We start from the raw sequence: 12438 nt of genomic DNA on the forward strand, positions 1-12438 counted from the left end.
AATGATCTTACATTAATTTTCGGATGCAGGGAGAGAAAATCTGAAAGTGGCACCTTTGTCGACCACTCCTTCAGCCTCCACTGTTCCACCATGTTTCATAACGATCCTCTGAACAATCGCCAGTCCGACACCGGTACCCTCAAATTGATTCATCCCGTGAAGCCTCTGAAACACTCCAAAAAGTTTGTCTTTATATTTCATGTCGAATCCTGCTCCATTGTCAGAGATTGAATAAATTATTTTGTTTGCGACAGATTTACAGGAAACAGTTATTTCGGGTTGCGGAACCCTGGAAGAAAACTTCACGGCATTCGAAACGAGGTTGTAAACAACCTGCCGGATCATCGTGGCATCTCCATAACATTTTTCAAGCTCCTGCCTGTTAAATGTGATTTTATCACGATATGATCCGGTTGTAATCTCCATAAAGGTTGCGTCAAATAAAGCGTTCATGTCGATGGGTGACCTGATTATATCTTTTCTTGCGAGTCGGGAGAAACTAAGCAGGTCGTCGATAAGTTGCCCCATCTTTGTGGAATTCTCCTTGATAATCGAGCAAATTCTTCTTCCCTCTTCGTCAAGCTTGTCACCATAGTCCTCTTCAAGCATTGAGGTGAATCCATTTACCGCCCGAAGCGGTGCCCGCAAATCATGTGAGACGGAATAACTGAATGCCTCCAGTTCCTTGTTGGCAGCGAGGAGCTGCTCGGTTCTCTCCTCAACTCTTTTTTCCAGTTCGGTGTTAAGCCTGAGGAGCTCTTCACGGGTTTGCTTTTTTTCAGTAATATCGGTGATTATGATTTGAATCGCCGGCATTTCATTGAATGAAACAGGGGTCTCAATAATTTCCACATCGATTTCGGTTCCGTCAAGCCTGAGATAGACCTCTTCGATTGGAAAATGTTCCAATGAACCCTGGATCAGCCGGTCAGTCCTTTCCTGGGATTGTGTTCTGAAGTCGGGGTGAATAAATCCCTCAATTTCTTTACCAAGCAACTGATAGTAGGAACTGGCACCCAATAAATGAAGAGCCGAGGGATTTAGATAAACAATATTTCCCCATTGTTGAACAATAATACCAACCGGAGCAACATTTAAAATATTTTTGTATCTCTCCTCACTCTCCTTCAGCGCAAGCCCGGCGAGAACTTCCTCCGTAACATCCACAATTGTGGAAATCAGTAAATTGGATTCAGGCAACGGAATACTGGTAGCAGTAATGTACCTCATTATCTCTCCACCTCTCGAGATTGGAACATTCTCCCATCGCATCCTCGATTGTTCACCCGAAGCAATATCCTCCAACACTCTTTTCTTTATATCCGCTCTGAATTCAGGATCTTCATATACTGCCTCCCAAAATGCGTCAGGATCTGTTAATTCCTCCCTGGTAGTGCAATAATATTTTGTGAATAAATCATTCATAAAATGAAATTTCACATCAGGGAATACCGAGTTGACTGAAAGTCCGATTGGGAGATTCTCCATTATAAGTTTAGAAAGCTGCTCTTTTTCCTTAATCTCAAATTCTGCATTTTTCAACTGTGTTATGTCCGCAACCACCCCGAAATACCCGGTTACAACTCCGTCATCATCGAACATGAATTTCGATTTTGAAAGAATCCAGAAAGGGGATCCGTCTTTTCGGAAAGCGCTCAATTCATGACACCATATTTTGTCTCCTGTTGGCTGACCGGTTTCGATGAGATTCGATTGCTCAAGAACGGTCTCCGATATGGCCTGAAGAGATTCCGTGGTCAGAAAATCTTTCTGTCGAAGTTCTGAGAACTCTGCGGTCGTATATCCAAATATCTTTTCAACAGACGGACTTACGAATGTAAGATTCCTGTCGAGGTCTGAGGTCCAGATCATTTCGGAAATGTTTTCTGTTATCCTCCGGTATTTGAGTTCGCTCTCTACCAGGAGTCTTTCCGAGACTTTCTGTTCGGTTATCTCCTGAAAAATAATGGAAATCCCGTTTGGTGAGGGGTAGATTCTGTTGGCGAACCATCTGTCCCATGGGGGGTAATATTCCTCGATGAAAATCGGTTTTTGTGTTTGAAAAGCTTCAATATATGCATCTGCAAACTTCGTCCCTTTTGCCTCAGGGTACTCTTCCCAGTAGTTTTTCCCGACAAGGTATTTGGACTCCCTACCCAACATCGTGCTGGCATGATCATTTACATATATGTAGTTAAACTTCTCGTCGAACGCAACCACTCCGTCACTAATTCGTTCGAGCAATTCCTCCAGCATATTTACTCTTTTTTCAGATTCAGATTTTAATTCAACGGCAGCCATTTTTTTCTCGATTCAAAATATTCTCACAACAACAAGTAACTTATCTAAAAACTTCAAAACAGCAAAAACAGGATTAAAGCAGCATTCCTATTTGCCATTTATTTGGAAACCGTAAAATCGAATCTGGTCCCTCTGCCGGGTTCTGAATCCACTGTAATAACGCCACCCATCCCTTCAACCAGTTTTTTCACCGTGGCGAGTCCGATCCCGTTTCCTCTTCCTCCAAAGCGGTCACGAGTTGATAAAACCGTAAAAATCTCAAAGATTTTATCCTTAAACTGAGGAGAAATACCTCTCCCGTTATCTGAGACAAAAAAGTGGTAAAATCTTTCCGATTCACTGAACCCGATTTCCATCTGAACCCGGTCGCTGTCGTTATATTTTATTCCGTTCGAAATCAGATTTAGCAATACCTGCTGCAATCCGGTTTTGTTAACTACAATCTCCTTTCCGGCTTCGGGCAGAATCAGGTCTGTCTCTTTTGCCGCCGGTATAAGGGCAAGTGTCTCTTTGAGGAAGTGGTCGAGGTTTAGATTTTCCTTTGACATTTTGGCAAACCCCTGAGATCTGCTGTGTTCGAGAATGCCATCTACCAGACTTCGAAGTTTGTCTGCCGACCATCGGATTGCCTGCAGCATCTCTTTGGCATCATTATCCACTCTTTCACTGTATTCCTCGAGTAACATCTGTGAGAGTGCCGACATACTGCCAAGAGGCGATTTTATGTCGTGTGCTGCAACGAATGCGAATTTCTCCAGTTCGGAATTTCTCTCCTCCAGATCGTCAATTGTCAAATCGAGTGCTTTTTTGTTCTTCCGCAGTTCAAAGAGCTTAACAACCTGTTTTGCAAGAATAATAAGAGCCCTGACATTTTGTTCACTTATCACTCTCGGCTCATGGTCGATAACACATAGCGTACCCATTGGCAGCCCGCTCGCTGTAACCAATGGTACTCCTGCATAGAAGAGTATCGGCGGGTTTGCAAGTACATTTGGGTTGTCGTGAAATCTTTCGTCCAGTCTTGCATCAGGTACAATAAAAATCGATCCGGGATGGTTAATCGCGTGGGAACACATCCCCAACTCTCTCGGAGCTTCAGTAAATGGAATTCCGAAATGAGATTTAAACCATTGACGGTTTGAATCTATCAGATTCACCAGAGAAATTGGTGTTCCACAGATGAACGATGCGAGTTCGGTTATATCATCATATTCCACTTCAGGCATCGTATCAAGAATTGAAAATTCTTCAAGTTCTTTTAATCTTTCCGCTTCCCGGGGATGCATCTCAGGTTTTATCATCAATATCGCAGTTTTAAGTTTAAAAATGAAAAACGAAGCAACTGTGTCAGGCAAACTGTCAATATTTTTTTTTGAAGTTTGCCAACTTTCCTGTCCTAAAATAATAAATTAGACAAAGAATTAAGCAGTGATTTTTTTGTTTTTGGTTCCAAATCGGTCCTCGTTATACAAAAAGTTAAACCCCCTTTCTTTTTGAGAATTATTTTTGTATTTTTCATTCTATTTAAAAATTAATAAGTACTCTGTTCATGTTGAAGTCATAATCAATAACGAAAAATGATAACATCCTCTCATTCGCCAGTCAGGAGATCACTTAAATGGTAGATTATAATGACATGTCTAAAAATGATCTGATCAAACTGATCAGTGGACTTAAGGAAGAGGTCGACAGGTTAAAAACCGCCGAAAAAAAGAGATCCGGTGAAGCCGCTTTATCAGGGATAACAGATCTGGAAGAGAATATATATATCACTACTGCCGAGTACTCCGAGATACTTCACCGTATACCGGCGGGAATCTATATTTTCCTTATTACTGCCGCCGGTGAAATGAGTTTCGTGTACGGGAGCAGCAAATACTGCGAAATGCTTCAGATAAGGAAGGAAGAACTTCTTTCGAATCCTGAGGTTGTGATGGACAAAGTACACCCCGATGACCGCCCTTCTCTTGATGAAGCAAACAGACAAGCCTGGCTGAATAAAAAACCTTTCCGCTGGGAGGGGAGGTGTAAGATCGAGGGTGAGATGAAATGGGTCCGAATTGAGTCCATCCCAACCATTTTGCCGAACGGTGATTCATACTGGAACGGTATCATGTTCGATATTTCAGAGCAAAAAAAGTTTGAGTCAGCGCTCATTTCAAGTGAAGAGAAATTCAGGTCACTGTTCGAAAATATGATCGAAGGGTCTGCAGTACATGAATTAATCTATGATGAATCATCAACTCCATACGATTACAGGATACTTGATGTAAATCCTTCTTTCGAGAAAATACTTGGTTTGAAGAAGGAGAGCATCCTGAATAAAACGAGTCGTGAGGCGTATGGCATAGCCGACCCTCCATTCCTGGATATTTACACTAAAACAGTTGCAACAGGTGAGCCGGTTGTCTTCGAAACCTCGTACCCCCCTCTCAATAAATACTTTTCAATTTCTGTATATAAAACAGACTCGAGTGGTTTTGCCACAATATTTCAGGATATTACGGAAAGAAAAAAATGGGAAGACGCTCTCAACAAAAAGAATGAAGAGCTTGAACGGTTTGTGAAAGAGAAAGAAAAGTTTTTCTCGATAATAGCCCATGATCTCAGAAGTCCGTTTCTTGGATTATTGGGATTGACCGAGATACTCGCTGATGACGCAGCGGAGATGGAGAAAGATGTACTCCTCAAGTTCAGCAAAAGTGTCCACAATAATGCGCAAAATATTTTTGAGCTCCTAAAAAATCTGCTCGAATGGTCTCAAATGCAAAAGGGTTCAATGCCTTTCGACCGGACTGTGTTCAGTCTGAACTCGATTATTGAAAGTAATATCGAATCTCTGGCAGAAAGAGCATCACAAAAGGAAGTTCAGATTGTCAACAAATTTACTGATCCTGTGAATGTAATCGCTGATAAAAACATGATTAATTCCGTCATACTGAATCTGCTGACTAATGCAATCAAATTCTCAAAAAGGGGTGGATATATCTGTTTTGACATCGAGGCTCTGGATGATACTATGGTTGAAGTATCTGTGAGAGATACAGGAGTCGGAATGGACAGTGAAAGATTGGCAAAACTTTTCCATCCGGGAGAAAAAACCGGTTCAAAAGGGACAGACGGTGAAGCAGGAACAGGTCTGGGATTGCTCCTTTGTAAGGAATTCGTTGAAAAAAATGGAGGAACTATCCGGGTTGAAAGCAAGGAGGGTGCAGGAAGTAAATTCTCATTCACTTTGAGAAGATCAACCGGCAACTAAACAGCTAAAATATCCTGAAGTTAAAAAAACGGGCTGGAAATAAATTCCAGCCCCCTGAATTATACGAGGTCTCTTCCGTCAGCCATTTTCATGCTGCCGGTGATGATCTGAATAAGATCTATCAGTGACCAAATACCGCAACCACCAAGCGTGATTAACTGCAACCACCAGTTGGAATAGCCCATCATAAGACGATGAATACCAAGTCCTCCGAGAAAAAGACAAACGAGGATCATGGTTACCTTTGATTGAACTGGTTTCTGTTCTGTCATAATTATACCTTTTGTTTCTCCTACTCGTCAGGCTTTTCGGTGACGCCCCGTTTTTTAATGTGGTTTCTGGGCTCCACAGTATATTAAAAAATATTGGTCTTGAAATCAATTGACAATTCAGGTAATTTCAGACAATACATCCCGACGGCAGGCAAAACTCGGTGAGTGACGATAGTCGCTCGCTGTGCCGTCAGCAAATTGTGTATTTTTTTGTTATATCAGAGATTGATATAATTGGGAGGTTTTTGGACCTGAGTCGAAGAAAACTATTATTAAAGTAACGGTCGAAATTAGTTTTTTTTCACATTACTACCAAATAAAATTTTGAAAAATATATTATTTTTTAATAATGGGATTTTATTAAAGTAAACAGGTGGAGTAATGTTTTTCATCACTGCAAAATTTTGATGACTACATTCCCTTTTTTGTGTCCTTTTTCCGCATATTCGTGGGCCGCTGCAGTTTCCTCAAGCGGATAAATTCTGTCGATTACCGGTCGATACTTTCCATTTGCAATCTGTGTTGCCAGAAAGTTTAGATTCTCCGTGGTCTCCTTTACAATACCCCCGGTCACTTTCACCTTTGTTGTCAGGTTCGTCCACAATCCCCTGAAAAAATCCACGGGACTATGATGAACCGCTCGCAAATATCGCCCGCCGTCTTTCAATGATTTTACACATCCCCTAAACGGGCTTTTCCCGACTGTACAATAAATAACATCATATTTTTTACCATTCTTCGTAAAATCCTCTTTTGTATAATCCACTGTGAAGTGTGCTCCCAGCGATCTGACCAGGTCGGAATTGGAACCGCTGCATACAGCCGTCACTTCCGCACCCAAATCGTTCGCTATTTGAACCGCCGCCGTACCAAGACTCCCCGAAGCACCATGGATCAACACTTTATCCCCCTTTTTTATATTTCCTTTTTGCAGGAAGTAAAGACTGGTCAGTCCGCCAAATGCAATGGTTGCAGCCTCTTCAAATGAAATATTCTTTGGTTTATGGGATATAATTGCGTTTTCAGGGAAGCAGCGGTATTCAGCGTAAGTACCGAAATCAAATCCCGCTGATCCGAAAATCTCGTCATCTTTTTTGAACAGAGTAACATTTTTACCCGTCTCCTCAACAATTCCTGAAAACTCAATGCCCAGGATTTGCTTTTTTGGAGCGGAAAGACCATACACTAATCTTGCTACCCACGGGTCTGCTTTTCTGATTCTAATGTCAGCCGTGGCAACCGTTGTAGCCATTATCTTAACTAAAATCTCGTTGTCGTTGGGGGAGGGTTTTTCCTGTTCCTTAAGTTGAAGTACCGAGGGGGGACCATATTTCGAATAAATTATTGTTCGCATGAATTTCCTGAGGAAAGTGACAAATAAAAGGAGATAACTTTTTTCGTTTGTAGTAAAAATCGCAAAGACTTGCCAAATTTTAATGGCGGTAATATAAATTACGATTTCAGTCTGCTAAGTTACAACTATCCAAAGAGCATGAGTCCTGAATAGTTTGAACGGGTGAATTGCCTTTCAGACGGTTCTGTTTATGCCCTCGTCGCTTAATGCCTCATTCAGATAATCTATAAGGGGTTTATTTGCCAGATATGATTCTTCAACCAGATCGATCAGCCCACCTGCCGTAACCTCATTAGTTGAAAGCGTTTTAAGCGAAATAAAACTTTTCATCTTAAGAAATTCGATGTATTCATGATCTTTTGGGAATCCTTTGGGAGCAGTCCTGAGAGTTTCTTCGCTTGAATCGAGGCATCCATAGAAATTGACAAAACGGTTTTCAGTCACAATTTCTTGAAGTTCCTTGCCGTTTTGTGCCACGAATCTTCTCACATTTGCGAGCAGGTCAGCAGGTGGACGGTATAGTCCCCCACCAACAAACGACCTGCCGGGACTGATGGAAAGATGAAATGATGCATGAGCAATCTTCAGATACGGTGTGAAAGTGAAATTGTCTTTATAGACCGGTTTGTCGGGCTGAAATCTCCGGTTGTTGTAGATTCTGTGGACTGTGTCCTTCGGTTGTATCCCGTGCAGTAGCTCGTCGTAAATCGAGAGTCTGTCGAGCATTTCAGCCACCTGATCCATCCAGAAATCTCTGACAGCGAGGTATCTGCTCTTCTCTTTGTCCATCCACTCTTTTGAATTATTCGCTGAAAGGTCTTTCAAAAAAGCCAGTATATCGTTAATATTCACTTTTACCTCCAATGATCGAATGAAACAAAACAAATCAATTACTAAACTCCTGCAAGTCGCATCACGAGAAAAACAAGAATTGCTGCTGTGGAACTCCGGTATATCCATTTAATATACACCCTTCCCTCGTCACCTTCTGATTGAAGAAGCCGGAACACAGAAAGGATTATTACCCCGTCCATAACGAGAAAAGGAATCAGGAAGGGAATCTTAAACCAGCCCAAAACAAACGGGATAACGGTCAGAAGTATAACAAAACCAAATATGTAGCTGCTGATCTTTAATGCCCGGGTTCGTCCGAATTTGATAGCAAGAGATTTGGATTGAATTTTTTTATCGCCTTCCAAATCCATCGCATCGGCAGATATTTCCTCCCCCAAATCCAGCATGGCAGCAAGCAATCCAAAAAATAAAACCGTTTTCTCAAAAGGAAGTCCAACCGAAATTCCGCCAAATACAAAAGTCATCCCGACGGAAAAGCTTACCATAAGATTTCCGGGGAATCCCGTTCGCTTCAGTCTCCAGTTGTATAAAAAACCAGTGATCGCCAGAACAATCCCTGCCGTGAATGCAATAATATTTAAGAGGTAACTCAGGAACAATCCAACAGAAAGCAAAACGATAAAAAGTACAAGAGCTTCTGATTTTGAGATCATCCCTGAAGGGATCGGGCGATGGGGAGCATTAATGATGTCTGACTCGACATCGAAATAGTCGTTGATTGCCAGAATGGCACCTGAGATCAGGGCGACTGCGAAGAACCCGGTAATGGTTTGCAGGAATGATGCAGGGGCTCCAAGAGCAAGAAGTTGACCTGTCACAACACAGATTCCCGCAGCAACAGAGAGGTCGGGTCTAATGAGAGTAAGACTGCCTTCTATCCGGTTCATCGGCTCAGCGATACTGTGAGAAAAAATAAATCATCATTGTCAAAAATAACCGAAGTGGAGCATTTAAAACAAAAAAGCCCAAGAATTTCTTCTCAGGCTTTTTTTCTTGTAGCGGGGGCCGGACTTGAACCGACAACCTTCGGGTTATGAGCCCGACGAGCTACCAATTGCTCCACCCCGCGATCAAAAATCTTATTTATATTTCCTGTACCGTAACTGTTATAATTTAGTCTTCAAATATAAACATTATTTCCCAATCCACCAAATATATAACAGTCCTAATCCTTATCCCCTATTTCAGATCTTCAAAACTGATGTCCATCAGGTCAAAACTCTGCCAGCTTGAATAATCATAATGCCACCATTCACTCTCGAGAGCTTTAAACCCGTGTTTTTCCATGACAGTCCTCAAAAGAGCGCGGTTTATCCTCTGCTGAGGTGATATTTTCATATACTTGTGGCTCGCCTTTTCTGTAAAATCATCGAAAACAGTCGGCATTTCGAGCAGTTCACCCGAAACGATGTCGTATAAACCGATATCAATCGCGCACCCCCTGTTGTGACGACTGCCGGTTTTGGGACTCGCGGCAAAATCCTCATCAAGGACAAATTCCCAGATTTTTTTTGTGATACTGTAGGGTCTGTATGCATCATAAACAACAAGCCCGATACCATTCAAAGCAAGTTCTTCAGCGATCTTTTTTAATGCTTCGGCAGCAGGTTTCCTTAAAAAAACTCCCGGAGTCGTGTAAAGCACCTGTTTTGTGACATTATCTGTAGTTGCGTACTTCACATCTTTGCGAAGATTTGGTGCTAATCCTTCAAGGTTGAGCAATGTGTTCTCAACATTGACGGCGACCTGAGCCAAATAAAGGGATTTGGAATTAACGACCTTTAATCCAAATTCATTTACGGGAACTTCCGGTTGGGAAAATGCAATACCTGAAAGAAACAGGAATACAGGAAGAAACCACTTGAAAGAAATATCAAACTTTTTCATTCGACTACCCTTAAAATTGGATATACACAGTAGTTTTTATCAAAATAAGGTGACTTTTTATAGAAAAACGAAAGTCTTGCATCGGGATCATTCCTGAATTTTTCATCTGATGCAAGTTTTTCTTCGAATTCCTTTTTTAAGCCAGGGTTGGCTGCGAGCATTTCGAGAGCCACTTTTTCCATAACATAATCCTCGAAATACTCCTTCATTTCAAAAATCTGATTAAAAAATCCCCATGATAGAAAGGAATCCTCGGAACGGGGTTCAAGCAGCAGGTTGATAACTTTAAGTGTCCTCTGATCGCAGGAAACAAAAAACGACCCGGAAGGAACCACTTCTTCTGATTTCGAAAGATCATATCCGGAAGTTACCCTGAAACGCCCCTCATAAGGTGATTTGGCAAATGAAAAATCATTGAATTTTAGCCTCTCAACAAGGAATTTCTTTGGAGATTTAAGTTGCTCCACCTTGATTCCGTGAAGCTCCAGTATAGTCACAAGTGACGAATACTCGGCGGGAATTATGTAACCCGTCGGAACCCTTATCGAATCTGAGGCGACCACATTATCGAACACCGGTATTTCCTTTTCAAATTTCCTGCCGGTATAAACGATTTTTTCAGTGCCGGAGACTGTACTCGTTTCAAGAACAGCTTCAATTCCTTTGAATAAAATGCTGCTGCCTGCAGTTTCTGTTGTAGAAAACTTGATTGGAAGCCATTTCGCACCGTTTCCGACGAACTGTTTCATGTTGTTGTCAGCTTTGTTATTTTCTTCTCTGATTATTTTACCATTTAATACAAGAAATTTTGCTGTTGCCTCTAGAACTGATTTCGTGGCGAAAACACGATCCTTGTATGGTTTCATCATATGAGTTTCAACCAGCAGCGAGATCCTGTTTTGTGCTGCAGTATATCCACCGGAGAATCTGGGAGTTGAAGCCCAGTCGAGCATCCCCTTCTCAACATTATTGTCCTTAAAATAAACATAAGGAGCCACAAGCCATCCGGCAGACTCAACATTTTCAATAAGAAACGGCAGGAAGACTTTTTCAGAAAGCTTTGCCAGATTTGGTGCAATATTGCCATGGCGTTCGAGTCCGTAGGTGACAGTATACTGATAGTCGGCTCCGTCGGTTGTATGGTTATCAATCGTGAAATCGGGCATCCATGCCGAGAACAATCTCAGCATCGCACGCATTTCCGGAGCATCAGCTTTCATCCAGTCACGATTCAAGTTTATATTTTGAGCGGTGGTTCGCCATCCCATGTTTGTCGGACCGTTTTGATTTATTCTGTTCCAGGCGGAACTTCTCTCATGGCCGTCCACACTAAATATCGGGATAACCAGTAAAATCACATTTTCGAACACCTCCTGATGCTTTCCCTCAACAAGCATTTCACGAAGGAACAGCATCGAAGCATCTTTTCCCTCTATCTCACCGGAGTGGATACCATTCAGTACCAGCAGCACAGGCTTGCCCGTTTTCTTCGCTGCCTCAGGAGTAAAAGCCTTCTCCTTTGAAACGATAAACACTTTAATTTCCCTTCCCTGGGGTGATGTGCCTATGGTTTCATACCTGACAGCGTCGCTGGTTGTGGCGAGACGGGTGAAAAACCTGTCTGTTTCTTCATAAGTTGAAGTGGCTTTAAAGTCAGATTTTTCAAATTCTGTTTTCCAGTCAGCCTGAGAAAACATGGTAGAGGAGAGAATCAAAAGCAATAAGATGATTCTTGAGAAATATTTTGCCAATTTCGATGATTCCTGGTTAATTTTAAATAAATCAGGTGGATAATTTAATTAAATGAATCGAATAATCAGGCAGCAGAATTGACGAAGTTTTCCGAATTCCCTTGAATTTTATCCCTTATTTAAGTATGTTAGATGACAGTTTTTCCCGAATAATGGGAGATGGGAGATCGAAACATGCTTACACAACTTGACAAAAGCAATTACTTAAAGGGACTGTTAATTGTCGCGAGAATCGACAACAGTTTAATAGACAAGGAAAAAGATATTATTAGAAATGTTGCCACGAAACTTGGATTCAGCAAAGATTTCTATGAAGAAGTAATCAAAAATTTAATGATAAATGAGAATATAAGCGATAATCCGCTTTCGTTCAGTTCTGCCGCGATTACAGAAGTGTTCATCGATGAGGCATTGAATCTTGCATTCTCCGATAACGACCTTTCCCGACCCGAGGTGGACTGGTTAAGAAAAACAGCGGAAATGAACGGGATTTCGAATCACAGATTTTCGGAAATCCTCACAAATTTTACAATTCTTAAACAAAAAGAGATAGCGTCGAAAGTATCGGCTTCTGCATGAACTGATTCACACTTTTGTGGTCTTTAGATACTTGAAACAGTTTGAATGAATTCTGAGGCCTGTTAATTTCGGCATCAGGGGGGAGTTATGCCTTGATTTACAGTTTCTGTAACAGATCTGCCGTTCCCCCCGTTCAATAACCCTCCATCAAAAAACGGTTGAGTTATCAATTTTTTTTGA

The 12438-nt window shown here is 41.6% G+C and carries 10 protein-coding genes and 1 tRNA gene; 2 read left to right on the top strand and 9 right to left on the bottom strand.

Annotated features, from left to right (window positions below):
- Nucleotides 1–12: 12 nt before the first annotated feature.
- Nucleotides 13–2301 carry a PAS domain S-box protein gene (locus LCH52_09525; GenBank protein ID MCA0388722.1) on the bottom strand — a complete coding sequence of 763 codons (2289 nt, stop codon included), beginning with the start codon at nucleotides 2299–2301 and terminating at the stop codon, nucleotides 13–15.
- Nucleotides 2302–2399: 98 nt separating this feature from the next.
- Nucleotides 2400–3602: a histidine kinase gene (locus LCH52_09530; GenBank protein MCA0388723.1), complete on the bottom strand. Its 1203-nt coding sequence runs from the start codon at nucleotides 3600–3602 to the stop codon at nucleotides 2400–2402.
- 317 nt (nucleotides 3603–3919) lie between these two features.
- On the opposite strand from LCH52_09530, the gene LCH52_09535 reads away from it, so the two are divergent.
- Complete coding sequence (locus LCH52_09535; protein ID MCA0388724.1) at nucleotides 3920–5560, top strand: PAS domain-containing sensor histidine kinase; 1641 nt, start codon at nucleotides 3920–3922, stop codon at nucleotides 5558–5560.
- A 59-nt stretch (nucleotides 5561–5619) separates the two neighbouring features.
- On the opposite strand, the gene LCH52_09540 is transcribed toward LCH52_09535, so the two are convergent.
- From LCH52_09540 to LCH52_09570, 7 genes are all read right to left on the bottom strand, one after another.
- A complete protein-coding gene (locus tag LCH52_09540; GenBank protein MCA0388725.1) occupies nucleotides 5620–5832 on the bottom strand; it encodes a TM2 domain-containing protein in 213 nt (70 codons plus the stop codon).
- Between the two features lie 391 nt (nucleotides 5833–6223).
- The gene (locus LCH52_09545; GenBank protein ID MCA0388726.1) at nucleotides 6224–7186 is read right to left on the bottom strand and encodes an NAD(P)-dependent alcohol dehydrogenase; all 963 of its coding nucleotides are present in this window, start codon (nucleotides 7184–7186) and stop codon (nucleotides 6224–6226) included.
- Between the two features lie 174 nt (nucleotides 7187–7360).
- Complete coding sequence (locus tag LCH52_09550) at nucleotides 7361–8038, bottom strand: DUF2461 domain-containing protein (GenBank protein ID MCA0388727.1); 678 nt, start codon at nucleotides 8036–8038, stop codon at nucleotides 7361–7363.
- A 41-nt stretch (nucleotides 8039–8079) separates the two neighbouring features.
- Nucleotides 8080–8928: a UbiA family prenyltransferase gene (locus LCH52_09555; protein ID MCA0388728.1), complete on the bottom strand. Its 849-nt coding sequence runs from the start codon at nucleotides 8926–8928 to the stop codon at nucleotides 8080–8082.
- A 109-nt stretch (nucleotides 8929–9037) separates the two neighbouring features.
- A tRNA-Met gene (locus tag LCH52_09560) sits at nucleotides 9038–9110 on the bottom strand.
- A 110-nt stretch (nucleotides 9111–9220) separates the two neighbouring features.
- Nucleotides 9221–9928 (bottom strand): M15 family metallopeptidase, encoded by a 708-nt coding sequence (locus LCH52_09565; protein ID MCA0388729.1) that lies wholly within the window; start codon nucleotides 9926–9928, stop codon nucleotides 9221–9223.
- Nucleotides 9925–11679, bottom strand: coding sequence for a M14 family metallopeptidase (locus LCH52_09570; GenBank protein ID MCA0388730.1), 1755 nt, complete (start codon nucleotides 11677–11679; stop codon nucleotides 9925–9927). Before LCH52_09570 ends, LCH52_09565 begins: the two co-directional genes overlap by 4 nt.
- 174 nt (nucleotides 11680–11853) lie before the next feature.
- Between LCH52_09570 and LCH52_09575 the strand changes: the two genes are divergently transcribed.
- Entirely contained in the window at nucleotides 11854–12258 is a 405-nt protein-coding gene (locus LCH52_09575) for a hypothetical protein (GenBank protein MCA0388731.1), read from the top strand.
- Nucleotides 12259–12438 lie beyond the last annotated feature (180 nt).

The sequence above is a fragment of the Bacteroidota bacterium genome, from assembly GCA_020161395.1.
Classification (GTDB): domain Bacteria; phylum Bacteroidota; class Ignavibacteria; order Ignavibacteriales; family Ignavibacteriaceae; genus UTCHB3.

Coding starts and splice junctions, on each gene's coding strand:
- LCH52_09525 (MCA0388722.1), bottom strand. CDS start 2,301: ATGGCTGCCGTTGAATTAAAATCTGAATCTGAAAAAAGAGTAAATATG.
- LCH52_09530 (MCA0388723.1), bottom strand. CDS start 3,602: ATGATAAAACCTGAGATGCATCCCCGGGAAGCGGAAAGATTAAAAGAA.
- LCH52_09535 (MCA0388724.1), top strand. CDS start 3,920: ATGGTAGATTATAATGACATGTCTAAAAATGATCTGATCAAACTGATC.
- LCH52_09540 (MCA0388725.1), bottom strand. CDS start 5,832: ATGACAGAACAGAAACCAGTTCAATCAAAGGTAACCATGATCCTCGTT.
- LCH52_09545 (MCA0388726.1), bottom strand. CDS start 7,186: ATGCGAACAATAATTTATTCGAAATATGGTCCCCCCTCGGTACTTCAA.
- LCH52_09555 (MCA0388728.1), bottom strand. CDS start 8,928: ATGAACCGGATAGAAGGCAGTCTTACTCTCATTAGACCCGACCTCTCT.
- LCH52_09565 (MCA0388729.1), bottom strand. CDS start 9,928: ATGAAAAAGTTTGATATTTCTTTCAAGTGGTTTCTTCCTGTATTCCTG.
- LCH52_09575 (MCA0388731.1), top strand. CDS start 11,854: ATGCTTACACAACTTGACAAAAGCAATTACTTAAAGGGACTGTTAATT.